This is a genomic window from Desulfopila sp. IMCC35006 (genome assembly GCF_005116645.1).
Taxonomy (GTDB): domain Bacteria; phylum Desulfobacterota; class Desulfobulbia; order Desulfobulbales; family Desulfocapsaceae; genus Desulforhopalus_A.
On record NZ_SWCM01000007.1, the window covers coordinates 119,306 to 144,694 of the forward strand.

At 51.3% G+C, this 25,389-nt stretch carries 25 protein-coding genes and 1 pseudogene; 7 read left to right on the top strand and 19 right to left on the bottom strand.

Going from position 1 to position 25,389, the window contains the following annotated elements; translation table 11 throughout:
* Positions 1 to 30: 30 nt before the first annotated feature.
* Both ald and FCL47_RS13430 read right to left on the bottom strand, forming a co-directional pair.
* Positions 31 to 1,146, bottom strand: a complete 1,116-nt coding sequence (ald, locus tag FCL47_RS13425; protein WP_136814029.1) for an alanine dehydrogenase — start codon at positions 1,144 to 1,146, stop codon at positions 31 to 33.
* Positions 1,147 to 1,173: 27 nt separating this feature from the next.
* Positions 1,174 to 1,617 (bottom strand): Lrp/AsnC family transcriptional regulator, encoded by a 444-nt coding sequence (locus tag FCL47_RS13430; protein WP_136814030.1) that lies wholly within the window; start codon positions 1,615 to 1,617, stop codon positions 1,174 to 1,176.
* A gap of 96 nt (positions 1,618 to 1,713) precedes the next feature.
* On the opposite strand from FCL47_RS13430, the gene FCL47_RS13435 reads away from it, so the two are divergent.
* Entirely contained in the window at positions 1,714 to 2,043 is a 330-nt protein-coding gene (locus tag FCL47_RS13435) for a hypothetical protein (RefSeq protein WP_136814031.1), read from the top strand.
* Positions 2,044 to 2,253: 210 nt separating this feature from the next.
* On the opposite strand, the gene nqrF is transcribed toward FCL47_RS13435, so the two are convergent.
* The 7 genes from nqrF to FCL47_RS13470 form a co-directional block, all read right to left on the bottom strand.
* Entirely contained in the window at positions 2,254 to 3,474 is a 1,221-nt protein-coding gene (gene nqrF, locus FCL47_RS13440) for an NADH:ubiquinone reductase (Na(+)-transporting) subunit F (RefSeq protein WP_136814032.1), read from the bottom strand.
* Between the two features lie 22 nt (positions 3,475 to 3,496).
* Positions 3,497 to 4,105 (bottom strand): NADH:ubiquinone reductase (Na(+)-transporting) subunit E, encoded by a 609-nt coding sequence (gene nqrE, locus FCL47_RS13445; RefSeq protein WP_136814033.1) that lies wholly within the window; start codon positions 4,103 to 4,105, stop codon positions 3,497 to 3,499.
* Positions 4,105 to 4,728 (bottom strand): NADH:ubiquinone reductase (Na(+)-transporting) subunit D, encoded by a 624-nt coding sequence (locus tag FCL47_RS13450; RefSeq protein WP_136814034.1) that lies wholly within the window; start codon positions 4,726 to 4,728, stop codon positions 4,105 to 4,107. Before FCL47_RS13450 ends, nqrE begins: the two co-directional genes overlap by 1 nt.
* A complete protein-coding gene (locus tag FCL47_RS13455) occupies positions 4,721 to 5,503 on the bottom strand; it encodes a Na(+)-translocating NADH-quinone reductase subunit C (RefSeq protein WP_136814035.1) in 783 nt (260 codons plus the stop codon). Before FCL47_RS13455 ends, FCL47_RS13450 begins: the two co-directional genes overlap by 8 nt.
* Positions 5,496 to 6,713 (bottom strand): NADH:ubiquinone reductase (Na(+)-transporting) subunit B, encoded by a 1,218-nt coding sequence (locus FCL47_RS13460; protein ID WP_136814036.1) that lies wholly within the window; start codon positions 6,711 to 6,713, stop codon positions 5,496 to 5,498. Before FCL47_RS13460 ends, FCL47_RS13455 begins: the two co-directional genes overlap by 8 nt.
* 85 nt (positions 6,714 to 6,798) lie before the next feature.
* Positions 6,799 to 8,145 (bottom strand): Na(+)-translocating NADH-quinone reductase subunit A, encoded by a 1,347-nt coding sequence (locus tag FCL47_RS13465; protein WP_136814037.1) that lies wholly within the window; start codon positions 8,143 to 8,145, stop codon positions 6,799 to 6,801.
* 1 nt (position 8,146) lies between these two features.
* On the bottom strand, positions 8,147 to 9,172 hold the full coding sequence (locus tag FCL47_RS13470; RefSeq protein ID WP_136814038.1) for an FAD:protein FMN transferase: 1,026 nt from the start codon (positions 9,170 to 9,172) through the stop codon (positions 8,147 to 8,149).
* Between the two features lie 244 nt (positions 9,173 to 9,416).
* Between FCL47_RS13470 and FCL47_RS13475 the strand changes: the two genes are divergently transcribed.
* Positions 9,417 to 11,816 carry an ATP-binding protein gene (locus tag FCL47_RS13475; protein WP_136814039.1) on the top strand — a complete coding sequence of 800 codons (2,400 nt, stop codon included), beginning with the start codon at positions 9,417 to 9,419 and terminating at the stop codon, positions 11,814 to 11,816.
* Positions 11,817 to 12,057: 241 nt separating this feature from the next.
* The gene (locus FCL47_RS13480) at positions 12,058 to 12,390 is read left to right on the top strand and encodes a carboxymuconolactone decarboxylase family protein (protein ID WP_136814040.1); all 333 of its coding nucleotides are present in this window, start codon (positions 12,058 to 12,060) and stop codon (positions 12,388 to 12,390) included.
* Between the two features lie 279 nt (positions 12,391 to 12,669).
* Here FCL47_RS13480 and FCL47_RS13485 read toward each other — a convergent pair whose 3' ends face one another.
* The 4 genes from FCL47_RS13485 to FCL47_RS13500 form a co-directional block, all read right to left on the bottom strand.
* Positions 12,670 to 13,065 (bottom strand): PEP-CTERM sorting domain-containing protein, encoded by a 396-nt coding sequence (locus FCL47_RS13485; RefSeq protein ID WP_136814041.1) that lies wholly within the window; start codon positions 13,063 to 13,065, stop codon positions 12,670 to 12,672.
* A gap of 516 nt (positions 13,066 to 13,581) precedes the next feature.
* On the bottom strand, positions 13,582 to 14,241 hold the full coding sequence (locus FCL47_RS13490) for a TPM domain-containing protein (RefSeq protein ID WP_136814042.1): 660 nt from the start codon (positions 14,239 to 14,241) through the stop codon (positions 13,582 to 13,584).
* A 1-nt stretch (position 14,242) separates the two neighbouring features.
* Positions 14,243 to 15,151 (bottom strand): YgcG family protein, encoded by a 909-nt coding sequence (locus FCL47_RS13495; RefSeq protein ID WP_136814043.1) that lies wholly within the window; start codon positions 15,149 to 15,151, stop codon positions 14,243 to 14,245.
* Positions 15,152 to 15,164: 13 nt separating this feature from the next.
* A complete protein-coding gene (locus tag FCL47_RS13500; protein WP_136814044.1) occupies positions 15,165 to 15,749 on the bottom strand; it encodes a LemA family protein in 585 nt (194 codons plus the stop codon).
* A gap of 186 nt (positions 15,750 to 15,935) precedes the next feature.
* On the opposite strand from FCL47_RS13500, the gene FCL47_RS13505 reads away from it, so the two are divergent.
* Together FCL47_RS13505 and FCL47_RS13510 are read left to right on the top strand one after the other, a co-directional pair.
* On the top strand, positions 15,936 to 16,376 hold the full coding sequence (locus tag FCL47_RS13505; RefSeq protein ID WP_136814045.1) for a MarR family winged helix-turn-helix transcriptional regulator: 441 nt from the start codon (positions 15,936 to 15,938) through the stop codon (positions 16,374 to 16,376).
* Positions 16,377 to 16,517: 141 nt separating this feature from the next.
* Positions 16,518 to 17,792: a TolC family protein gene (locus FCL47_RS13510; protein ID WP_136814046.1), complete on the top strand. Its 1,275-nt coding sequence runs from the start codon at positions 16,518 to 16,520 to the stop codon at positions 17,790 to 17,792.
* A gap of 10 nt (positions 17,793 to 17,802) precedes the next feature.
* Here FCL47_RS13510 and nudC read toward each other — a convergent pair whose 3' ends face one another.
* Entirely contained in the window at positions 17,803 to 18,708 is a 906-nt protein-coding gene (gene nudC / locus FCL47_RS13515; RefSeq protein ID WP_205747315.1) for an NAD(+) diphosphatase, read from the bottom strand.
* A gap of 310 nt (positions 18,709 to 19,018) precedes the next feature.
* Between nudC and FCL47_RS13520 the strand changes: the two genes are divergently transcribed.
* The gene (locus tag FCL47_RS13520) at positions 19,019 to 19,597 is read left to right on the top strand and encodes a PleD family two-component system response regulator (protein ID WP_136814047.1); all 579 of its coding nucleotides are present in this window, start codon (positions 19,019 to 19,021) and stop codon (positions 19,595 to 19,597) included.
* A gap of 60 nt (positions 19,598 to 19,657) precedes the next feature.
* Here FCL47_RS13520 and FCL47_RS13525 read toward each other — a convergent pair whose 3' ends face one another.
* Complete coding sequence (locus tag FCL47_RS13525; RefSeq protein WP_136814048.1) at positions 19,658 to 19,933, bottom strand: Lrp/AsnC family transcriptional regulator; 276 nt, start codon at positions 19,931 to 19,933, stop codon at positions 19,658 to 19,660.
* A gap of 188 nt (positions 19,934 to 20,121) precedes the next feature.
* Between FCL47_RS13525 and FCL47_RS13530 the strand changes: the two genes are divergently transcribed.
* On the top strand, positions 20,122 to 22,953 hold the full coding sequence (locus FCL47_RS13530; RefSeq protein WP_136814049.1) for an FAD-binding and (Fe-S)-binding domain-containing protein: 2,832 nt from the start codon (positions 20,122 to 20,124) through the stop codon (positions 22,951 to 22,953).
* 14 nt (positions 22,954 to 22,967) lie between these two features.
* Here FCL47_RS13530 and FCL47_RS13535 read toward each other — a convergent pair.
* The 4 genes and pseudogenes from FCL47_RS13535 to FCL47_RS24565 form a co-directional block, all read right to left on the bottom strand.
* Positions 22,968 to 23,519, bottom strand: a pseudogene (locus tag FCL47_RS13535) (DsbA family protein); the annotation flags it as partial.
* Between the two features lie 194 nt (positions 23,520 to 23,713).
* A complete protein-coding gene (locus FCL47_RS13540; protein ID WP_136814160.1) occupies positions 23,714 to 24,403 on the bottom strand; it encodes a type 1 glutamine amidotransferase in 690 nt (229 codons plus the stop codon).
* A gap of 583 nt (positions 24,404 to 24,986) precedes the next feature.
* Positions 24,987 to 25,154: an ankyrin gene (locus tag FCL47_RS13545; RefSeq protein WP_136814051.1), complete on the bottom strand. Its 168-nt coding sequence runs from the start codon at positions 25,152 to 25,154 to the stop codon at positions 24,987 to 24,989.
* A 54-nt stretch (positions 25,155 to 25,208) separates the two neighbouring features.
* Entirely contained in the window at positions 25,209 to 25,382 is a 174-nt protein-coding gene (locus FCL47_RS24565; protein WP_167496487.1) for a hypothetical protein, read from the bottom strand.
* Between the last annotated feature and the right edge of the window lie 7 nt (positions 25,383 to 25,389).

Here is a 25,389-nt window from a genome sequence, read left to right on the forward strand (position 1 = left end):
GGAGTCGGCCTTTGCAGTTTCCCGCTGTTGTTACTTGAGTACTTCGGCAACCGGGGTATACTTCAGCCCAAAAGCTTCAGCAACACCCTTATAGGTTACTTTACCGTCAACCACATTGAGGCCGAGCGCGATCTCTTCATTTTCAAGAGCACTCTTCTTCCATCCTTTATTGGCAATCTGCACCGCATAGGGAAGGGTTGCGTTGGTAAGCGCCAGGGTCGAAGTTATCGCTACCGCCCCGGGCATATTGGCAACACAGTAGTGAACCACTCCATCAACCGTGAAGACCGGATTGTCGTGGCTGGTCGCTTTTGACGTTTCAAAACAACCGCCCTGGTCGATGGCCACATCGACCATGACAGCACCTTTTTTCATGACCTTCAGCATATCCCTGGTGACCAGCTTGGGCGCCTTCGCTCCAGGAATAAGTACGGCACCGATAACCAGATCCGCCTGGGCCAGCAGTTCCCGCAGTTTCGGCACGCTGCTCATGATCGGAAAGCAGTTGCTCGGCATGACTTCGCGCAGATAGCGCAGGCGATCAAGATTGGTGTCGAGCAGATAGACCTTGCCGCCAAGTCCACAGGCCAGGAGTGCCGCATTAATGCCGACGACGCCGCCGCCGATTACGACTACTGTTCCCGGTTCAACACCGGGAACACCGCCAAGAAGAATACCCCGGCCGCCTTTGGTCATTTGCAGGTAATTGGCACCTTCCTGCGCGGCCATCCGCCCGGCAACTTCACTCATGGGAGTGAGCAGTGGCAGGGAGCCGTCTTTTTTCTGGATGGTTTCATAGGCGATATTGACCGATCCTGCTTTAATGAGAGCATTGGTCTGTTGTTCGTCGGCTGCGAGGTGGAGATAGGTGAAGACAATCTGATCCTTGCGGATAAGGTCATATTCCTGCGGTTGTGGCTCCTTGACATGCATAACCATATCCGCTTTCTGGTAAATTTCCGCAGCTGTATCAACGATAGTGGCGCCTGCCTGCTGGTACTCGGCGTCAGAGAACCCGCTGCCTTTACCGGCATTTTTTTCGACAAGTATCTGGTGATTGTTGTGGATCATGACCTCGACGCCGGCCGGGGTCATGCTCACTCTGTTCTCAGCAATTTTAATTTCTTTCAGAATTCCGACGATCATGATGTTCTCCTGTTTGTAAATGATTGGTTAAAGTATGTATGGCACTTTAAGGTTGTATCCCTGGTAGACGATGAAGCTTTCGACGGTTTGCACGTCCTCGACTTTGGCCACCTGCTCAGTGATGAATTCAAGAAGGGTGTAGTCACGGCCGAGCAGGACCTGCAGGATGATGTCGTATCTGCCGGTAACGATACCCGCCGATACTACCCCTTTTAAATTGCTGAACGCTTCAGCCTTTTTCTGCAATTCCATGGTTTTCAGTTTAATTCCAAGGTAAAGCAGGTTGTGTCCGGCAAGGGCGTCGATCTGCACCGTACCGGAAAACTTTAAAATTCCTTCTTCAATGAGTTTGTTGACCCGGCTCCGAATAGTGTTTTCGGTGAGGGACAGGTCGTCGGCGATGACTTTGTAGGATTTCCTGCCGTCTTTCAAATGGCGGAGAATTGCGATATTGGTTTCATCTACATCCATGCACTTTTTGCTCCTGGCAAGAAATATTGCCGAAAAACTGGTTTGATAATAGATGAGATAAAATACGATTATTTGCGTAAAAGTCAAAATAAAAACATGAAAAATTATAAAAACCGCAATTTAAGTCGTTTTTTGCAGCCAGGGGATAACGTTTTTGAAAGGCTGATCAGGAGTTGCTGCGACTCCATGGTGAACAGTCACGTAATACACCACAACAAGACGGTCTTCCCTCAGGATTGCGTGGGGGGCCAGTGGAACAGGGGGATTGGATCTTCCGGCAAGGGCGAACCACGCTTGGCAGCACTGGTGCGCAGCTTCCGTTATTTTTGGCAGCTTGCCGGCAATGCACCGGTTTTTTTGGTTTTCAGCGCCTGTGCCAGTAACTGGGAACTACAGCAGTCGCACATGGCTCCGCCGCTTTCGTGACACATGCCGGTCAAGCCGTGGTTGGTACGGTTCTGGCGTCTCTTGCAGTAGCTGAGCAGAATCACCATTGTCAGTAGGAGAGAGAAGGTGATACAGAGAGTTATGAAATAGATTATCATAAATCCAATGTAATCATTTTATAAAAGATTGCCGTCCTGAGCTTGTATGTGCTCACCGGGTATCCCGGTAACCGGATGAATTGTCATGGTATTATCCGCCGAAATCATCAAAATGAATGTTTTCCGGCTCCACACCAAGATTGTCGAGCATCTCGAACACTGCCTGGTTCATCATCGGCGGACCGCACAGGTAATAATTAATATCTTCCGGGGCGGGATGGTCTTTCAGGTACTGATCGTACAGCACCATATGAATAAAACCGGCGTGCCCTGTCCAGTTGTCTTCCGGAAGGGGGTCGGAAAGTGCCAGGTGAAAGGTAAAATTATCATGGTTTTTCTCAATTTCCAGGAATTCGTCGGTATAGAAAACTTCCTTCAGGCTTCTGCCGCCGTACCAGAAAGAGACCTTGCGTGTGGTCTTTTTGGCCTTGAAAAGATCAAAAATATGGCTGCGTAAAGGGGCCATGCCGGCGCCGCCGCCAACGAGGATGATTTCCGAGTCGCTGTCATCCATGAAAAACTCGCCAAAGGGGCCGCTGATCGTGACATCATCGCCCGGCTTGAGATTGAAGACATATGAAGAAACCTGCCCGGGTGGAATTTCAGTCTTTCCGGGCGGCGGACTGGCGATACGCACGTTCAGTTTGATGATGCCTTTCTCGCCTGGATAGTTTGCCATCGAGTAGGCCCTGGTCACCGGATTGTAGACGTGGGATCTATACTGAAACATCTTGAATTTGGTCCAGTCGGCAAGAAACCGCTCGTCGATCTCAAAGTTCTGGTATTCCAGGGTGTGGGGCGGGACTTCAATCTGGATGTACCCGCCAGCCTTGAAATCGACCGTTTCTCCTTCCGGCAGGCCAATCACCAGTTCCTTGATAAAGGTGGCGACATTGTTATTGGAGAGTACCTTGCACTGCCATTTTTTTGCCTCGAGCATTTCCGGGGGGATAACGATGTCCAGATCTCTTTTAACGGCAACCTGGCAGGAAAGACGTACGCCCTGCCTGGCATCACGATTGTTGACTTTTCCTCTTTCAGTCGGGAGAATGGAGCCTCCGCCGTCCCTGACGATGCAGCGGCATTGGCCGCAACTGCCGCCACCGCCACAGGCAGACGAGAGGATGATGCCCTCCTCCGCCAGAGTTGTCAGCAGTTTTCCGCCGGGTTTTGCCTGAATTTTTTTATCCTCGTTGATCAGAATGGTGATTTCGCCACTGGGCAGCAGTGTCCGTTTGGCGACAACAATAATAGTGACCAGGAGGAGTTGAAGAGCCAGAAAGCAGCCCACACCGTAATATATTTCCGTCATTGTCTGCGTCTCCCCAGTACCGTCACATTTCCATCCCGGCCAGTCCCATAAAGGCAATGGCCATCAGTCCTACCGAGATAAAGGTCAGCCCGAGGCCTTTCAGCCCTGCAGGTGGGTCGGCGTATTCCAGCCTTTCTCTGATCCCTCCCAGACAGACTACGGCGAGGAAAAAGCCGGCTCCCGAACCAAAACCGTAAGCGATAGATTCACCAAAGGTATAGTCTCGTTCAACCATGAACAGGGTTCCGCCGAAGATGGCGCAGTTGACGGTCAAGAGAGGCAGGAAAATCCCCAGGGTGTTGTAAAGTGTCGGTATAAAACGATCGAGAAACATCTCCAGAATCTGTACGACTGCGGCGATAATGGCAATGTAGGTGAGCAGTCCGAGAAAACTGAGATCGAGGTCCGGCTGCCCGGCCCAGGCCAGGGCTCCTGGTTTGAGCACATAGGTGAGGATCAGATTATTAATAGGGACGGTTATTACCTGGATGACCAGTACCGCAGCGCCGAGTCCGATGGCGCTTTTTACCTGTTTGGAGATAGCCATAAAGGTGCACATGCCGAGGAAAAAGCTCAGCGGCAGGTTCTCCAGAAAGATAGACCGGATAATGATATCAAAATAGTGCGACATCAGTCTTTCTCCTGTTGTTTGGGATCCATGGTTCTCAGGAGCCAGATGAGCAGGGCAATGAGGAAAAACGCACTGGCCGGCAGGACCAGCATGCCATTGCGGATATACCAGCCGTCGTTGGTGCTCAGCGGCAGAATCACATGGCCAAAGATACTGCCCGACCCGAGCAGCTCACGGACAAAGGCCACCGACATAAGAATAAAACCATAGCCGAGCCCGTTGCCGATTCCGTCGAAAAAGCTGGATATCGGTGGATTGGACATGGCAAAGCCCTCAGCACGGCCCATGACGATGCAGTTGGTGATAATGAGGCCGACATAGATCGACAGCTGTTTGGACAGTCCGAAAAAATAGGCTTTCAAAATCTGATCGACAATGATGACCAGGGTGGCAATGACCATTATCTGCAGACCGATCCGCACACTGTTGGGGATCTGGTAGCGGACGATGCTGATGGTCATACTGGAAAAAGCGACCACCAGAGTGACGCAGATCGACATGACGAAAGCCGTGGTCATCTGGCCGGTGGTCGCCAGTGCCGAGCAGATGCCAAGCACCAGCAGCGCTATGGGATTTCGTTCAAATATGGAGCGGGAGATCAGCTCCATCTTGGTCTCAGCCATGAATGTTCTCCTTCTTTAACCGGGCAAAAAAAGGTTTGAAACCATGTTCTCCAAACCAGAATTCCATAAGATTGTTAACGCCTTTGGTGGTAAGAGTCGCCCCCGACAGCCCGTCGATCTCGTGGAGCCTGGCTGGTCCTTCGCCTGCTGCTTTGCCTTTGACGAATTGCAGGTCGATGTCGCCACTGTCGTTATATATCTCTTTTCCCTGCCAGCCTTTCTGCCATCGGCGGTTTTCCACTTCCCCTCCCAGGCCCGGTGTTTCGCCATGCTCATAGAAGGATACGCCGCGAATGGTGTTCAAATCGCCGTCGAGGGCAACATAGGCATACATGGTCGACCAGAGCCCCTTGCCCCGTACCGGCAGGATAATCTGTTCGATCTTGTCTCCTTGCCTGACCAGGTAGACAAGAGAATATTTTTCCAGACGCCGCAGTCTGGCAATGTCTTCCTCATTGCTCAATTTCCGTCCTGTAGCATCGGACAATGCCGCTTTCAGTTGCTTGTAGGATTCCGGTTTGATCGTCTCTTCCGGCACAAATTTTCCGGAGGCCAGCTCAATTATCTTCGTTTCTATGGGCGCAAACATCTGGTCGATGGTCTTGCCTTCCTGGTACAATCCTGCGGCGTAGAGGATATTTTTCTTTCGGTCGAGATCCCGGTTGGCCTCCTGCTGCGGCCGCAGCCCGACTGCCGCTGCCGCGACCAGGGCTGAGCAGACAAAGGCCAGAACAAGTACAGAATAAAAAGGTTTAGCAGCGTTTTCTTCAGCCATGACGAAGCATCCTTCTCTTGATGTTGGCCTGGATAACAAAGTAGTCAAAGAGCGGGGCAAAGACATTGCCGAGGAGAATGGCCAGCATGACTCCTTCCGGATAGGCCGGGTTGGCCACCCGGATCATGATGGCCAGTATCCCGATCAGCAGGCCGTAGAGCCACTGACCCGTACGGGTATGGGCCGCGGAGACCGGGTCGGTGGCCATAAAAACCAGGCCAAAGGCCAATCCGCCCAGAACGAGATGCCAGTGCGGTGGGATTGACCACAGAGGGTTCACATCACTGCCGATAAAATAAAAATACGAGCTGCACAGCAATGCGCCGATAAGAGTCGAAGCCATAACCCGCCAGGGGGCAATCCGGGTGATCAGCAGAATAAAGGCACCGATCAGGCAGGCAAGCGTCGATGTTTCGCCCATGGAACCGGGGATGGTGCCGAGAAAGGACTGGGCCCAGGTCATATGGACCGAATTGAGCACTTGAACGGCCTGGCCGGGCTGCGCTGCGGCAACCTGAGCCAGCGCGGTTGCCCCGGAGACGCCGTCGACTGCGGTCCATACCATGTCGCCGGTCATCTGCGCCGGATAGGCAAAATAAATAAAGGCCCGTGAGGCCAGGGCCGGGTTCATGAAGTTGCGGCCCACTCCGCCAAAAGCCTCTTTCACAAAAATCAGTCCGAAACTGATGCCCACCGCCACCTGCCAGAGGGGGATAGTCGCGGGCAAGGTCAGGGTGAAAAGCAGACCGGTTACCGTAAAGGCCTCGGAAAACTCATGGCCGCGAATTATATTGAACAACCCCTCCCAAAACGCTCCGACGACCATAGTCACCATATATACAGGCAGAAAATAGAGGGAACCGTGCAGGAAATTCGAGACCAGGCTGTTCGGGTCGCAGCCGACCGGTGCCATGAGGGCGCCACGCCAGCCAGCAGGTCCGGCAAGCCCCATCGCCTCGATGATCAAATTAGCCTGGTAGCCGGTATTCCACATGGCCATAAGGGTGCAGGGTACGAGGGCGATGAGCACTGTGGTCATGATCCGCTTCAGGTCCATCGAGTCCCGGACATGGGGGGCAATCTTGGTGGTCTGGTTCGAGCCGAACAGGATGGTGTCAACCGCCTCGTAAAGCGGGTACCAGCGTGCAAAGCGGCCGCCTTTCTGGAAATGACGTCCGGCATCTTCCATGATTTTACTGAATAGTTTCATCGGTAAGCTGTCACCTTAATAAAAAGTGTTTGTCGTGTTTGCTTTACGGCGGCGTAAAAATTCTTCATCAACTTCGTTGCATTTCTCATCCGCCGAGTTCGATAGCGGTCAAAACCTTGCGCAGAACCGGACCGAACTCATTTTTGCCAGGACAGACAAAGCCGCAGAGGCCCAGGTCATCCTCGATGAGTTCCAACGCGCCGAGTGCTTTTGATTTTTCAGTGTCACCGACGGAGATCGATTTTAACAGCGAGGTGGCAATGATATCGAGAGGCATGACCTCATCGTAGGTGCCAAGGGGATAGATGGCCCTTTGCCCGCCCCACAGGGCAGTATTCATTGGGAATTTCATTTTTTTCAGATACGCGGAAATAAAAATCGGTTTGACTGAATACCGGCCCTTTCCCGGCAGCAACCAGTTGAGAAGGGATCTGCCGCTGGATTCTTCGATTGCCGAGACCTGGTTGTGATATCGACCGAGATAGCTGAAATTTCCTGTCGATTGCCGGCCACAGAGCACCGAGCCGGAGATAACCCGCAATTCATCAAGGGACAGTTCCCGCAGGCAGAGTTCAACGAGTGAGGCGCCAATTCTGGTTTTTATCAGCGACGGTTGTATGACTCCGGCTCCGGCAAGGGAGACGACCCGTTCAGTCGGCAGCTGTCCGGTCAGAAACAGGTGGCCGATGCCGATCACGTCCTGATAGCCTATTTGCCAGACGGTTTTGTTTTCATGGACCGGGTCGATGAAATGAATGTGGGTCGAGGGCAGTCCTGCAGGGTGCGGTCCCTGAAACGACCAGTATTCAAGGCCGTCGACCTCTTCAAACGGCTGGAGCGTAGTGGTGCCGGTGCAGTAATGGATGGGAACGGTGAACATCTGTCTGAGAACTTTCAGGCCAAGTTGATATTGGTCCCGATAGTCGTTGATGATGATCTGTGGATCAGCTGCCAGTGGCGAGGTGTCTGTTACGGTAATAAATACAGAAACGGGCTCTGCCCCAATGGCCGGGGTCTTGCCATATGGCCGGGTGCGAAAGGCGGTCCACAGCCCCGCATGAACCAGAAGGTCGCGGATGGCCTGCGGCTCCTGCTGTTCCGGCTTTTTTGAGGGATCGCAGAAGGTGATGGCCTCTTCGCCGTCGAGGGCAATGACAATGGACTCAAACTTTCGTCTCTCGCCTCTGTTGATCGAGACAACTGTCCCGCATCCAGGCGAGGTGAAAACCACTCCCGGGTTTTTTTTGTCGGTAAACAGCTGTTGGCCGAGTGCCACCCTGTCGCCGGGGTTAACCAGCATGGTTGGCTTCATGCCGATATAATCATCACCGAGCAGCGCGACCTGACGGATGGGGTTGCCCGGTCGAATTGCTTGGTCGGGACTGCCGGAAATGGGAATGTCGAGTCCCTTGTTTAAAGAAAATGTCTTCATATCAGCTGAAAAAACCTGAAGTATGGAAGTGGTTGAGGTTCTTGTCCACCATATAGGCCTCACATCCGTTGAGGGGCTCCATGAGATCCAGGGCGTCTTTTTTGCCGAGCACCATCAATGTTGTTGCCAGGCCGTCGGCGAGAGCAACGTTTGGGGCGGTAACGGTGCAGCTGGCCAGCTCTGGAGGTGAAAAACCACTTCGAGGATCGATGATATGGTGGTGTTTCAAGTCTGGGGTAAAGGCCTGCAGATAGTCTCCGGAGGTTGCCACAGCTTTGTTGCTTACCGCAACGGTAACCAGTTTTTGATGCTGCTGCGGCCGGGGGTTTCTGATGCCGATGCGCCAGGGAACTGTGTCTTCTTTCAGGCCGGAGACCATCAGATCGCCGCCGGCTTCAACATAGACATTGTTAAAACCAAGGTCTCTGAGAGCCGCCACACCCTGATCGACAATATATCCCTTGCCGATCCCGTCAAGCGAGATACCCATTCCGACTTCTTTAAGCCGTATGCCCTTGTTGTCGGTGACGATTTTTTCATGGCCGACGAGCCTGCGCGCCGATGCCAGCAGCTGCGGATCGGGATGATCGTTTGTCCCCCGGATCTTTTCATGCAGATGAAGAAGCGGCAGTATTGTCACATCGAAGGCGCCGGAGCTCTTCCTGCTGAGATCCTGTGCCATGGCAAGAACGTTAAGGAGATCCTTATCCGGTTCGAGCAGAACAGAGGTCCGGTTCAGCCGGGAAAGTTCGCTGTCCGGCATATGTCTGCTGAGCTTGCCCTCCAGGGTCTTCATGGTGGCGATGGTACGCTGTAAAGCCTCTTCGCAGTTGTCCCGGTCGGGTCCGTAAACAGTGAGATTGAGCAGAGTGCCCATGATCGGCTGACTTCTTCGGGCCATCTGAATCGATTTTGTTGAGCCGAAAAGACCGAGCTGCCAGCAGGCGGCTGCTGTACCCGCTACAGCCACAATCTGTAAAAAAAAACGTCGATTGCATCTGCTCGATACCGTATCTTCTGTCTGCATCCCATAATCCTCTGCAAAGATTCCGACTGGTGAAAGTGTCATTAATAACAGGTTGATAATCAATATTAACAGAAACATTTTTTCGAGTAAATGTAAACCCTCAATAGCTCTCCTTAAGGGAGGCCGAAGATGGGGCGTTCCAGACAAAAACTAACAAACGATTGAAATATCGATTTTTCTTGTTATCAGTAAGATAAGGACCATTGATAGACCAATTTGGCAGTCTTACTGGAGAACAACAGATATGGAAAACACCTATCCGTATGAAAAATTGGGTATGCTCTATCTGGGCCGGGAGCTGGATATGGGCAGCGATACCCCGGCACAGCAGCCACTGTTGTATAAAAATAAGGATATGACGACCCATGGCGTCATTATCGGCATGACCGGCAGCGGTAAAACCGGCTTGGGGATCGCGCTTATCGAGGAAGCGATTATGGATAATCTTCCTTCGATCATAATCGATCCGAAAGGGGATATGGGCAATCTGCTGCTCACTTTTCCCCATTGTGCACCGGAAGATTTTGTGCCCTGGATTGATCCCGCCGAGGCAGCGAAAAAGGAGATGACGGTTGAACAGTATGCAGCCAAGACCGCCGAAACCTGGAAGAACGGCCTGCAATCCTGGGGGCAGGGACTGGATCGCATCGCTGCGTTGCGATCCAAAACGGAAATGACCATCTATACCCCGGGGAGCAGTGCCGGTGTGCCGGTTTCGGTGCTCAGCAGCTTTACCGCCCCTTCAGAAGAGGTTGTCAATGATACGGATACGTTAAACAGCCTCGTCAATTCGACCACAACCAGTCTGCTGGCTCTGGTCGATATAGAAGGCGATCCGCTGCAGAGCCGGGAGCATATTCTGCTGAGCTCGCTGCTGCTGCACTCCTGGCGTGCCGGGCAGGATCTGACCATGGAAACGCTGATCGGCAATATTGTTAATCCGCCCTTTGACAAGGTTGGTGTTTTTTCGCTGGACATTTTCTATCCCCAGTCGCAGCGGATGGCACTGGCAATGAGCCTGAATAATATTCTGGCCAGCCCGACCTTCAGTGCCTGGACTACGGGGCAGCCCCTTGATATACAAAGAATCCTCTATAGCGAGGAAGGGCAGCCGCGGACTGCCATTTTCTCCATTGCCCACCTCAGTGAAACCGAGCGGATGTTTTTTGTCACCATGCTGCTCAACCAGTATATCGGTTGGATGCGGCGACAACAGGGGGCGTCTTCCTTGAAAGCGCTTCTTTATATGGATGAAATATATGGATATTTCCCGCCAATAGCCAATCCGCCATCGAAAAAGCCAATGATGCTTTTGCTCAAGCAGGCCCGCGCTTATGGCATCGGCGTAGTGCTGGCTACCCAGAATCCGGTTGATCTGGATTATAAGGGTTTGTCCAACATCGGCAGCTGGTTTGTCGGACGACTGCAAACCAGGCAAGACCAGGATCGAGTGGTGGAGGGTATTGTCGGGGCAAGTGATGGAAAACTTGATGTGGGCCGGGTGAAACAACTGCTTGCCAACATGAAGGGACGCCATTTTCTCCTCAATTCAGTGCATCTGGACGAGCCGGTTCTTTTTGAGACCCGCTGGGTCATGTCGTATCTCAAAGGGCCGATGTCAAATAACGATATTAAAAAATTGATGGGAGTGAAGAAGGAAGTCGCCAGGCCGTTGTCTGAAGCGCAGGCACTCTCTTTAGCCAAGCCCTCTGCTGTCAGGAATGGGGCAGGGCATGCCCCTCTTGTGCCGCAGGGTATCGAGCAACTCTATTATCTGCTCAATGTTGTCAGCGAGGAGGTTCGCTTTGAACCATGGCTCAGTGCTGAAGCATCGGTCAGGTTCTTTAACGCCAGACGCAATATTGATGTGGTCGAAAAAATCAACCTGCGGCGGTATCTGGATGATTCGTTTACCCGGCCTGACTGGGACCTGGCTGACGTCGGACCGTATACATTTGCCGATTGTAAGCCGAATTCTCCGGCCGGCAGTCTCTATTATCCGCTGCCGCCGGCTATCAGCCAAATGAAGGATTTTCGGGAACTCGAAAGAGGGTTGAGCGAGTATCTCTATCAAAACAAACAGCTGGAGCTCTTTCGGGTTAAAGGCGCCGGTGTTGATTTTGAGTCCGATCCGAAGGAAGATCTGCGCGATTTCAAGGTCCGTCTCGGCGATTTTTTGCGTCAGCAGAAAGATGAAGCGATAGACAAACTGAGAAGGAAATATCAGGTCCAGCAGGACCGGTTGGAACAGAAACTGAAAAATGCCCTCGATAAACTGGCCAAGGAAAAAGTGGACGTACAGGCTAAAACAACGGATTCTCTCATTTCCTTTGGTGTTGCTGTCGTTGGCGCCTTTTTGGGCCGAAAGGCATTTTCCGCCGCCAACATCGGTAAGGCGGCGACGGGAGTGCGCAGCATAGGCCGGGTTGCCAAGGAAAAAAGTGATGTGCGGCGCGTCGAGCAGGATGTTGTTGATCTCCAGAACTCCCTTGAACAGCTTGCGGTTGAAGTTGAGCAGCAGGTGACTGCGCTGGCTGACTCCTTTCGTATCGATACCTGTCAAATTGAAACTTTTGCCATTAAACCGCGTCGTTCTGATGTATTTGATGTGCGGGTTGTGCTTTTGTGGGAAATGGTTGCTTGAATGCGTCGTAAAAATAACATGCTGTGCACGTGAATAGTCGCGAAGTCTGAGTGGAGCCAGGTTTAATCGGGTGCTTCACTGATTGGTCATCAGTGCTTTGCCCTTGTGGCGCAATTATCTTTCTTCGCTAAGGAGTTTTCTTTTCCTGCACAATATACTGTAGTACAGTGCAGCTATAAGGCCGGTACTTCCTGATAAAAAAGGATTCCGGAAAATGCCAATTGAACCGATAGGATATGTCATGAAAAAAGATCACAGCCCCAGCAAAACCTACCATGATATTTCAAAACGTTACCCACAGGTTATCGCAGCCTTGGAAAATCTGGGTACGACCGTCAGAGACCTTGGACCTCTTGACGAAAAAACCAGTCATCTCGTGCAACTCGCCGCCGCCGCTGCATCAAAATCAGAGGGGTCCGTCCATTCCCACACCCGCCGGGCGATAAAGGCGGGCGCGACCCGGGAGGAGATTTACCACACCTTGCTGCTTCTTATCTCGACTGTCGGCTTTCCTCAGGCTATGGCTGCTATCTCCTGGTGCCGGGACATCCTGGAGGGCGAAGGCGGGGAATAATAGAGGTTGAAAAGCAGGCAGTATTAACGGGAGAATTGATCGATTATGGTTGCAGCAGGAACTTTTTATTTTAAAGTCTTTTGGTTGAATCCGGAAATATTTCAGGCAAGGCCTGTGCGTTGTGTAATTGTTTGAAAAAAAGTAGAACCAAAGCGGAGCAGATACAGGCAGCGCAAAGGTATACCACAAGAAGGGCCCGCATTGGAGAGACAATGCGGGCCCTTCTTAACAGCGATACTATTTTGTTGTAAAATTTGATCTCTGCGGATATATGGCAGGTCACTTCAGGCTTGTTTTTTTTCGGGCAAGAGCAACCAGGCCAATCAAACCGGTACCAAGGAGTACCATGGTGGCGGGCTCAGGTACGGGTGCATTCCCGGGAGAATTAAATTCCTGACTGAATTCTGTGGTGGGTATGCCGCAATCCAGGCAGTCGATTGGGGTGGTGATATCATTGCCGAGTGCAATGCTGACCTGATTGACAGGCACAGGAATCCTGTCGGCGTCTTTAACGAAAATATGACCAATATTGTTGAATTTATACATGAAGGCATTGAGGAACATTTTCTTGACTTGATCCCCGGAGTGACCCATGGATCCGGCAAAAGCACTTCCCGTTATTAAAACTGATCCAAGAATGGTCGCTGCTAGAATTTGCACCAGTCCTTTTCTCATTTTATCCACCTTTCTTTTATTGCTTTATCATCTATGTCTAAATACAGACTTGGAATATCTCTTGGCTGATTGCTATTGTATATGAATGTGTATGCATTATTCGTGCCAGTAAGGTGTGGTGAAAGTTGATCGTAAAGGTTGTGTGGTCGAGCAAAAGCTGCCGGTCTATGTGAGCATTGATATTCAGTGGTTTTCACACACATCGGACTTTTTGAGTGACAATTACTGTTAGGTGGAATGGTCCCGATCGGCATCTCTGCCGGAACATTGAAAAATGCGCAGACGATCGATGAAAAACATATAATTCAAATATGTTACATGTTTGTAGCAATCAAAATTGTTGCTTGCATAGAGGTTGACTGCCGGGGTGTGGTACTGCGGGAGCATACAGTTATAACAATCAGTATTTCCGGAATTTCGGAATTTGCGTGGGGATTATCGGAATGACAAGGTGGCGGGCAGTGGGCTAGCCTGCTATTTGTCAAAATCAAGCAAGGCGAATATTCCTCTTGGCTGCTACCGGATAATAAGGTTGTGCAGTTCATCCTTATCGTCTCTCTGGTAAGGAAAATGGGTGTGCAGTATGTGGCCTGTCCGACGTACTGCTTCACAGATGGCCTCGGAAGGCCTCCCGGTTCTGATCCCGGTGGTGAGATCAGCTACTATGGCGTCCCATTCGCTCTGGTCTATTTTCGCGTTGATATGCGCATCAGCGAGTATCCATACCTTACGTTCCATAACGGAGATATAGATTAAAATGCCATTAGCGTCCCTTGTCTTGTGCAACTGCTCGGAGTAAAAAGACGACAAAGCCCCTTTTTCTACCTCATCTGTTACCTGTCTGCGGCTCAGGAAATAATGTTTTAAGCGATCGGACCGGATTACCACGGGATAGAGCAGGGCGTAGAGACAGGTAAAGAGACCGAGAAAGAGCCACATATTCTGTGATCCGATCCAGATTCGTTCGCCAATCAGATGGGTGAGCAGCAGCGCCAATGGCAAAATCATGGAGACACAGCAGGTTACGGCAGCCATTGGATACTCATGACTGCGCGAGACAATCATCGGCACAATTTCGCCTGACGTAATTCGCTCCATTTCCTGCACAGTGTCCGTCACTTGCTGCTGCTCGGCTGCAGTGAGAAACTTCTCAGCCAGTGTGTTTGACTTCTGCATCTTACCAACTCCCCGATGAACCACCACCGCCAAAACCACCACCTCCGCCACCAAAACCTCCGCCGCTGCTGATTCCCCCGCCGAAGCCTCCGGAAGAGTATCCCCCAAAACCGCCAGGCCGTCTGCCGGATGACCCGCTGAAATGAGCAAAAAACGTACTGGCCAGATAACCGGCGAAAAATCCGGCCGGAATGAGTGCCAGAAAGATCAACCATTGAAAACCCAGAAATAAACTGCTTAAAACCGGAACCGCAGCCCCACTGATTGTTGCCGCCACGATTTTCTTGCGGCCAAATATCTTACTGATATTAAACAGGATAAATAGCAGAAAAATAACCATGCCTTCGATATTGCCATCTGGCTTTTGGATGGAGGATGATGCCAGCTCCTGGGTCTTGAATTCCCCGCGTATTACCGCAATAATTGCTGAAACGCCATTGATCACGCCCTGGTCGAAATTGCCATTTCGGAATTGCGGAGTGATAATATCCCGGATTATACGTCCACTCGTCAGGTCGGTCAGCACGCCTTCAAGGCCGTAGCCGACCTCAATGCGCAGTTTACGGTCGTTTTTGGCAATCAGCAGCAGAACTCCATTGTCGAGATTCTTCTGGCCCAGTTTCCATTTTTCGACAACTTTTAATGAAAATTCCTCAAGATTTTCGCCCTCAAGCGAAGGAATTGTCAGCACCGCGAGCTGGGTGGAATCACTCTTTTCCAAAGCGGCCAAAACACTTTCAAGCTGCTGTCTGGTGGCGGGTGAAAGCATCTCGGCGTAGTCATTGACCCTGGCCGTTAGAGCCGGTATAGCCAGCGCCATACCCTGCTGGGCCTGGAAAAGCATGCCCAGGCTCAGTGCTGCCAATAAGAATGAAAATATACGCGAGCGGACCCTTTTACCCGATATCATGCAACATCCTGTGTTAAAATTTCACTTTTGGGACAGCTTTTGCCGCTTCATCTGCTTTAAAATATTCCTTTCTTTCCAGGTGCAGCAGGAGGCTGTTGGTCAAACTTGCCGGGAATTTGCGTATGGAACTGTTAAACCCTTCAACTGCCTGGTTGTAGCGCTGTCTGGCAACATTAATACGGTTTTCTGTTCCTTCGAGCTGGGATTGCAAATCAAGAAAATTTTGATTGGCTTTCAGGTCGGGATATCGTTCGACTACCAGCATCATCCTGCTGAGGGCTGAGGTAAGGCCACCCTGTGCCTCCTGGAACTTGGCCATGGCCGCCGGGTTGCTCAAGTCATCGGGCGAAAGCTGTACCGATGTTGCCTTTGATCTGGCGTTGATGACTGCCTCCAGGGTGTCTGCCTCATGTTTGGCATAGCCTTTCACCGTCTCGACCAGGTTCGGGATCAGATCCCCCCGCCGCTGGATAGTCGATTCGACATCGGCCCAGGCCTTGAAAACCGCTTCTTCCTGGACTTGCAACGAGTTGTAGCCGCATCCGCCAAGCAGCAAAAAGGTACACAACAGTATGGTCAATCGAGAAAATCTTCCCATGGTTCCTCCTGAAATAAGGGGTCAAAGGTACATTGCCGCATTTACGTTTCATCCTCACGCATAACAGTAGTACTTCTCCACGCCTCTGTCCATATTACGTTCCTTATGATCAGCTTTTATCATCTCTTGACAGTGGTTGCGATTACGCGTAAATTATTGCCTCGTTAACTATCATGGAGAAGGCAGATGGAGACAGCGGGGGAAGCATCTTTCTGGCGGTTGATCGGTGTTACCGCGCGGGCGATGCGAAGTTATGCCGATCAGCGGTTAAAGAGCTATGATCTCACGGTGGAACAGTTGCAGGTGATGAAACAAGCCGACCTTTGTGATGGACTTCCGCAGCGTGAACTGAGCGCACTGACCGGCAAAAGCCCAGCCAATATGACCAGAATTCTCGATCGGCTGGAGAAAAAAAACAGGATTATTCGAAAGCTTAATCCGGAGGACCGAAGGTCGATCCTGGTTTTTCTGACCAAAGAAGGGAAAGCTCTGAAAGACGAAGTGATAAACCTCTTTGACAACCTGCGCGTCGAGCTGGTTCAAGGAATTGACGATGACAAACAGCAGGCTGCCGCTGAAGTGCTCAAGGCAATACGAAACAATATAGAAAAAATGTCTGAAAGGTGAGGGTGATTTTCTGGCCAAATCGACCTGTATTGTCCGGTCACCCTTGAATACAGGGCAATGGAAAAAATGACAGGTGTGAAGTCCTTCCGGGTATCCGCTCATTACGGGTTTTTGTCATATGGTTAGAAAGGAGTCGGTCTGATGAAGATGTCGCTTAGGCTGGAGAGAGTTCTGTTTTTGTTTGTAGTGTTTCTGTGTTGCGCCTCATCTGGCTGGGCCATAGATCTTGCCGGAATGCAGAAGCTGGCGCTCAATAACAGGCAGGTGATCAGCCAGTATATGACCAGCCTTCAACAAAGTGAGAAAGACATTACGCTTGCCCAGGGCGGGTATTATCCTTCTGTTAATATAGGGTATACTGCCAATTCCCTCAATGAGGCCACCCCTCTTGGAGAGGCCAGGGAAAACTCGGTGGTGGCAGGCAGTATCAGCTGGAATATTTTTTCCGGATTTCGCGACAAGTACAATGTGCAGTCGGCAGAAAAACAGCGACAGGTCGCCGAGTATCAGTTGGAGGGCATCAGGCAGGATGTCCAGCTGAATGTCGCCCTTGCCTATTTGACGGTTTCTGAACGATGGGCCAACCGTCAAGTGGCTGAAACTGCATTTCAGACCCTGGAGAAAGTGTATCGAGACGGGGAGAGCCGGTTTCAGGTGGGGCTGATCGGGAGAAACGATCTGTTGAAATTCCGCGTTGATTACGACAACGCCGATATCACCCTTAAGGCTGCCGATGCCGGGTTGAAAAAAAGTGTCAACGGCCTTGCCCGGCAGGTGGGGAGCGAGATTAAATTAGCAGACCTTGATTTTGCCGATTTCAAGAACCTTCCTTCCTCGGTGAATAAAGACGAATACCTTCATAAAATGCTTGTTGCCAGAAGTGAAATCAAGGCACTTGAGTCGGTGATCGATGCGAACAGGGCCAGATCGACGGCGGCGAAAAGTGGCTACTATCCCAAACTTGATGTCGTGGGCAGCTACAGTAACTACAGCGACAACTATATCAACAGCAGCGGCTCGTCAAAAGACGAAGAGTATCGGGCACAGCTGGTGTTGTCGATGAATCTTTTTCAGGGATTCACCACCGAGGCTTCGGTCGCCCGGGCAAAACTTGCGACCCGGTCTGCCCAATATGAGCTGGACGAATTAAAGAATGGCCTGGTCACGGAGTTAAATAATCTGTATATCGATTTTGAAGTAAGTCTCGAAAATGTCGGGGTGGCCAGGCGTTCGATTGAACAGGCCGAGGAGAATTTACGGATAACGCAGCTTAAGTACAATGAAGGGCTGGAGCGGGAGTCGGATCTGCTCGCAGCAATTACCAACCTGTCCCGGGCCAAATATAATCATGTGGCAGCACTGCAAACTGCTTTTTTAAATAATTTCAAATTGATTCGTATGGTGGATGGATTCTAGCAGGTGATTATCAAGCACTGCCCAATACAAAATTATCAATAAGCAACCTGGCGATAGTAATCTTCGAAGGTAAAACCGGCAGATTTCGCAACGAAAACCACTGGGCATCTTCTATCTCGTCATCATCAATTTCAATTTCTCCATCGACATAATCAGCGGAAAAACCGATCATAATCGAATGTGGGAACGGCCAGGGCTGGCTGGCGACATAAGTAATGTTACCAATACGCACATTCACCTCTTCCCGCACTTCGCGTTTCACCGCTTCCTCGAGGGTTTCCCCCGGCTCGACAAAGCCGGCCAGGGTGCTGTACATGCCGGGTGGAAAACGCGGCGCCCGGGCCAGGAGGATATGGTCTTTTCTGATGATAGACATGATTACCGCCGGCGACAGTCGGGGGAAGCTGACGAAACCACAGGCCGGGCAGATCTTGGCCAGTTCGGATGTACGGATTTTCATGGCGGTGCCACATTTTCCACAGAACTGATGCTCCCTGTTCCAGTGCAGGATCTGTATCGCCCGCCCTGCGAGGCTGAAGATGTCTTCCTCCACGGTTCCAAAAAGGCTTCTGAGCCCTTTGAACCGCAGTGAGGGCGCAGGGGTGACGTTGTCGCCGACTTCGGCCACAAAGCAATTGGTGCTGCCGTATCGGCCCAGAAACTGGCTGAAGATCGGTTGCAGTCCCAACTGTTCTGGAGAGCAGGTGCAGATACTGTTCGAAGTGTTTTCCGTGACGGTTGTCAACAGCTTTTCGCCCTGGAAAATAAACCAGTACGAAGAGGCAGATGCTGCTTCATCGGCTCGGAAAACGGGAGTAAATCGAGCTTTCAAAGAGAAATTATAGTGCTTATTCATGCGCTTATGAAAAGGCAATAGAGTCTCGTCACGTAACAACTTGCGGATATTACTTGACATGACACTGCAAAATATTAGACGATATGATAAGTATAATACAGATACAGGCAGGCTTACAGTGGATTATCGCCAGGACGGGAGTAAAACAGTTATGCCTGCTGATGTATTGACATCCTGATGGTAAAAAGTCAAGATGTGAGAAAAAAGACAGGTCGGCCTGAACCGACGGGAAATACACCGGGAATCATTGTATGCCCCTTCTGAGGGGGAAGTGCCTTGGTGGGATCTTCAAGGTGTTCCTGTTGAAAAATATACTCCGTTTGCTCGTTTTTTGACAGACTTTCAGACGTACGTGCGTAGAGGGGAAATCGTGAAAATACTGATAGCTGAAGATGAATTTACCACCCGGATGATGGTTCAGGTGAGCCTGGAGAACTGGGGATATCGTGTGGAGAGTGCGGTTAACGGGGAAGAGGCCTGGGCCAGGCTGCAAAGGGCCGATGCCCCCCAGATCGCGATTCTCGATTGGGAAATGCCAGTTCTTGACGGTCTTGAGGTCTGCCGGCGGGCAAAAGAGCTGGATGTTGAAAATCCTCCGTATGTTATCCTGCTGACCAGTCGGGACAGCAAAATAGATATCATTCGCGGCTTTGATGCCGGCGCCGATGATTATATGACCAAGCCCTTTAATAACAACGAGCTTCGGGCACGGACCAGGGTGGCTGAGAGGCTGGTTCGCACGCAGGCGTCACTTTCCGAGTCGGTGACTGAGCTGCGTGAGGCTCTCAATCAGTTGGAAATGCTGGAGAGCCCCGTGACCGTCTGCCGGACCTGCCAGAATATATATAACAAGTATGATGGCAGGTGGCAGAGTTTCGATGAAATGCTGCAAAGCGGCGATGATCCGCAATTTGCTATAACTACCTGCCCCCGGTGTGCCGGAAAGTAAGCACGACTGATTTCCCGGCAGTAGCGGCGAAAGCGGCAACTCGTGCTTCGGTCTTACGCTTTACATTCCCACTGAAAACATAGCTTCCAGATCGTGCCTGGAATAGGCTTTAAAGGCGAGCATCGTCTCGGTTTTCAGGATTTCTTTGATCGCATGCATCTTGTTGGTAACCAGGTTTGCCAGCTCTTCGTTGGTTGCCACACGGACGATGGCGATCAAGTCATAGTTTCCACTCACCGAATACACCTCGGATATCCCCGGGGTGCCTTCCAGTTGTTCTGCGACCTTGTTGATTTTTGAACGTTCGATATTCATCAGGATGATAGATGTGACCATAGGTTCCTCCCTCCCTGCTAACAAGTTCTCTTGCTCTTTTTCATTGAGCAATGTCAAAATACATTAATTTGGGCTGATTGTAGCTTCTTTAGGCTAATTTTACAAATGACCCGTGATATTAAGGTGGAAATAATAATGATAATGGATAGAGTTATCATCTGACAATTATTCTCTACTAGAGGACACTTATGCTGCCAGAAAAATATCGGAAATTTTATCTCAAGATCGGGCGAACCATTGCCAAAAACAATATCATCATCGATCCACTCAGAACCATAACCTTTGGGACTGATGCCAGTTTCTATCGCCTGATTCCTAAAATAGTCATTAATGTACAAAACGAAAAAGAGGTGCAGCTGATCCTGCGAGAGGCAAGCAAATTACAGCTCCCGGTAACTTTCCGCGCCGCTGGAACCAGTTTGTCCGGGCAGGCTATCAGCGATTCCATCCTGGTGCGGCTGGGGCAGGGGTGGCGGAAATACCGGGTGTTTGACAATGCCGAAAAGATACAGCTGGAGCCGGGCATTATCGGCAGCCACGCCAACGCTATTCTGGCCGAGTTCGACAAAAAGATAGGACCGGACCCCGCCTCGATAGACAGTGCGAAGATCGGCGGCATCCTCGCCAATAACGCGAGCGGTATGTGCTGCGGAGTCGCCCAGAACAGCTATCAGACCCTGGACAGCATGCGGCTGGTTCTGGCTGACGGTACCGCGGTTGATACCGCCGAGGATAAGAGCAGGGCCGAGTTTGAGCGCAGTCATGCGCCCCTTCTGGCAGCGCTGAAACAGCTGAGAGCCCGGGTACTGGCCGATGAAGAGCTCACGGAGCGAATCCGCTATAAATTCAAGATAAAAAACACCACCGGCTACAGCCTGAATGCCCTCGTCGATTTCGAAGATCCCTACGATATCATGATTCACTTGATGATCGGCAGTGAGGGGACGCTGGGGTTTATTTCCGATGTCGTTTATCGAACCGTCGTAGAGCATCGCCATAAGGCAAGCGCCCTTATTTTTTATCCGGATGTCAAGACTGCCTGTCAGGCTATCCCACTGCTGCGCAGACAACCGGTGGCCGCGGCCGAACTGATTGATCGTGCCGGACTCCGCTCCGTGGAAAATAAGGAGGGGATGCCGAATTACCTGAAAGATCTGGCGGCAACGACAACCGCCCTGCTTGTTGAGACCAGGGCCGAGTCCGCGCAGGAGCTGCAAGCCCAGATTGGTCAGATTGAGGCAGCCCTGCAGGAGCTTCCGACGGTGCGGCCAATCACCTTTACCGATGTTCCTGCTGAATTCAACGCCCTGTGGAAAATCAGAAAAGGGTTGTTTCCGGCCGTAGGTGCGGTTCGTAAGACCGGTACCACGGTCATCATTGAGGATGTGGCATTTCCTGGAGAACATCTGGCCGATGCCGCGCTTGATCTGCAGGAACTGTTTAAGAAATACCATTATAATGAGGCGATTATCTTTGGTCATGCCCTCGAAGGCAACCTGCATTTTGTCTTTACCCAGGATTTCTCCATTGTCGCGGAGGTTGTGCGGTACCGGGATTTCATGGCCGAGGTGGTCAAGCTGGTGGTGGAGAAATATGACGGTTCCTTAAAAGCGGAGCACGGCACCGGGCGCAATATGGCGCCCTTTGTCCAAAAAGAATGGGGGGAAGCGGCTTTTAATTTGATGCGCGAGATTAAAAGTATCTTTGATCCGCATAATCTGCTGAACCCCGGGGTCATCTTGAATGACGATGCTGAGGCGCATGTCAAGGATCTGAAACCTCTGCCCGCCACCCATGAAATTGTCGACAAGTGTATCGAGTGCGGTTTCTGCGAACCGGTATGCCCGTCAAAAGATGTGACCTTTACGCCGAGGCAGCGCATCGTCGGCCGGCGCGAGATCAGCAGGCAGATGGCCGCGGCCGGGGATTCGAAAAAGGTAAAAGAACTGATCAAGGCCTATCGGTATCCGGGCAAGGATACCTGCGCGGCGGACAGTCTCTGTTCCACCCGTTGCCCCGTCGGCATCGATACCGGCAAGATGGTGAAGGTCTTACGGCAGGAAGCCAACGGTAAAATCGGCAACACAGTTGCTGACTGGGTGGCCGGCAATTTCGGCGGAGTGGCCAAAACCATCAGCACAACGCTTAATGTGGTTGATTCCGTGCATAAGATGACCGGAACACCCTTTATGGAGAAGGCGTCTTCCCTTGCCAGAAAAGCGACCCTGGACCAGCTGCCACTGTGGAATCGGGAAATGCCGTCCGGGGTGCCGCAGATCAAAGCTGAGCGGGTAAGAGAGGACAACCCCTTGAAGGTCGTCTATTTTCCCAGCTGTGCCAGTCGGGCGATGAGCGGGCCGGCGCGGGAAGACGCCGAACGGGATCCGTTGCCGCAGAAGACGCAGTCGCTGCTCAAAAAGGCCGGGTATGAGGTCATCTATCCGGAAAAGCTGGCTGGTCTTTGCTGCGGGCAGGCGTTTGAGAGCAAGGGTTTTATGGCGCAGGCCGACCGAAAGTCAAAAGAGCTGTCCGATGTCCTGTTAGCGGCGAGCAAGAACGGGGAAATTCCGATACTGTGCGACACCAGCCCCTGTTTTTACCGGATGCAGACGACGCTGGATAAGCGCCTGCAGCTGTTTGAACCGATCGAATTCGTCCTGACGTACCTGATGGATCGGCTCAGTTTTACCCAGATGGATGTGAAGGTTGCGGTTCACCCGACCTGTTCTACGAGAAAACTGGGGCTGGAGAACAAGCTCGAGCAGCTGGCCAGGGCCTGTGCCAAAGAGGTGGTGATGCCTGCAGATGTCTACTGCTGCGGATTCGCCGGGGATCGTGGCTTTAATTTTCCGGAACTCAATGCAGCGGCCTTAAAAGATCTGCGTGATCATGTCTGTACCTGTGAGGCGGGCTATTCGACCAGTAAGACCTGCGAGATCGGTTTGTCGCTGCATGGCGGCATTCCCTACCGGTCTATTCTCTATCTGGTGGATGAGGCGAGCAAGCCTGTTGCGGGGTAGTTAAGGGAGATAAATCACTGACGGTAATGGGTCACCAGGTCGACCAGCGCTGCATAGCTCTGTGCACCAACCAGTTTATGGTGGCCCATGACAAAGGTCGGTACCGCGTTAATCGATTTAAAACTTGAATCGGCCCAGTCCCTGTCAACCTGTTGTCTATAGCTGCGTTTGGTGAGGACCTCTTCCGCTTCTTGTTCAGGCAGGCCGACCTGTCTGGCCAGCTCGAGCAAAACGGGAATTCTGGCTATATTTAATCCATCGGCAAAGTAGGCATGAAAGGCCGCCATATGAAACGGCTCCCCCTTTCCCTGGTCTTGGGCCCAGAGGCCCAGCTCCTGTGCGAGTCTGCTGTTGTAGGTGGTGTCTCTTGGCCCAAAGGGCAGGCCGAGTTCCCTGGCCGTGGCCTGGAGCTGCGCCATCATGCCAGCTATTTTTTCCGGACTTGTCCGGAACATGTCGTGCAAGAGCTGCCCCTCTTCGGGAGTCTCCGGGTGGAGGGGGAATGTACGCCAGCGGACCGTTACACCGTGTTCTTTTTGCAGCCTTTCAATACGCCCGGTAATGAAATAGCAGTAGGGTCAGATATAGTCAGAAAAGATTTCCAGTTCCATGGTCATTGTATCCTTTTTATTACCGAGAGAATATGTCGGAACGGCAGTTCCGCAGTCCAACTATAATGTCTCTTGGGAGAAGATCAACAGGTGCCGACTGACCGTTGACGTCGCTTTCCAGCGCAACTGGACCGGGATGGGTGATGGTTTTATTTCTTGGTCAAGAAATTGAGTATGTCGGTCATCAACCTGTTGATTGTCTGATACTTCTCCGGGGGCTGGTCGAGTATCAGCGCCTCGGGCTGGACGAATTTTGACGGCAGAATTTCCTGCCGGCAGTGGGTCACTATTGCCTGGGCCGTTTCCGGGGTTGTTTCCAGGTGAAATTGCAGGCCGATAACTCTGCGCCCCACTTGAAATGCCTGGTTTTCGCAGGCCTCGCTTCTTGCCAGAAGTACGGCTTCATCAGGCAGATCGAAAGTCTCGCCATGCCAGTGGAATACGTCCACCGAAGGTGGGAAGCTAAAGATTGACGCATCTTCGTGCGCAAGACCCTGCACCGGAAACCAGCCGATCTCCTTGCGCCGATTAGGGTAGACCGATTCGCCAAGTGCACTGGCAATGAGTTGGGCGCCAAGGCAGATGCCAAGTACCGGCTTGCCGGCCTTGATGGTCTGTCTGATGAGTTCCTTTTCGATGCGCAGCCAGGGGAATCGTTCTTCGTCATTGACACTCATGGGGCCGCCCAGGGCTATAAGCAGGTCAATATCCCTCGGATTCGGCAACGATGCCGACCGATAAAACCTTGTCGCGGTTATCTGGTAATGTGCTGATTTGAGCCAGGGTGCAATACTGCCCGGCTCTTCAAAGGGAACATGTTGCAGGATGTGGGCGCGCATGTAGTTCTCCTGTGGCTGGTGATTGTGCTGCTTGGCGGTGACAATCGTTTCGACTCTCTTGGCGACCAATTTTTTACTGCTGCTCGATGGTAATTTGTTTGAAGCCCTCGAAAAGTACCATAGAGTAACCGGCACTGGCAAGTGGATCTATATTGAGCAGGTCATCAATCTGGTTCTCTTTTCTCTGCCTCTGAATAAAAAAATATTTACTGCTCCTCTCGTAGTCAATCCGCTTTTGTGTAAATGTCAGTTTATGTCAGGCTTTTCTGCGTTGTTTCGTTGAGTTGAGGTGGTACCATTTTTTTTAATGTGGAAGAAGAGGGTCATTATTCTTTTTATGCAGCGAGCTGTAATGGTGCATGACGAGCTGCTGATTTTGGCGGGAAGCGGGGTCGAAACGATTGGCTCTACAGGGGATGCGGTAACATACTTACTGAATACCCGGGACTTCATGAAATGGATGCTTTGTTTGCCATCCACCAGGAATTAAACGAGGACTTCTTCAAGAAGCGATACACCTGCTGACCCGATTAGTATTGCCGATTGCCGGTAATAGCTAATCGGGTCTTTTTTTTACGCGAACTTATTCTTCATATCCTTTACCTTTGCAGGTTGGACACACTTGATCGGGAGTGCATTGCATACCATCCTCGTCCTGGGTGCCACTCCATTCCGAGGCTGACTCACAGACACCCTCTATAACTTTTTTTCCTTGACATGTCGGACATGGTGGATGTTTTTCTTCAGTCATGTATTTCTCCTTTTGCATGATTCTTGATTTGAACTGCACGTAAAAATAATGAAGCTATTCCTCGACAAGGTAATCCTTGAGTTTTTCCAGAAGTGATTCGGGAAGTTCACGATTATACATAAACGCCTCTGCCTCCTCGCCGCTTATCTGTTGTTTTACCTCAAGAGGGAGGGATCGTAAAATCGCCACGCGTTGTGGATCGGGTTTTTCCTTTGGTGCATCGGTCATGTGCTGA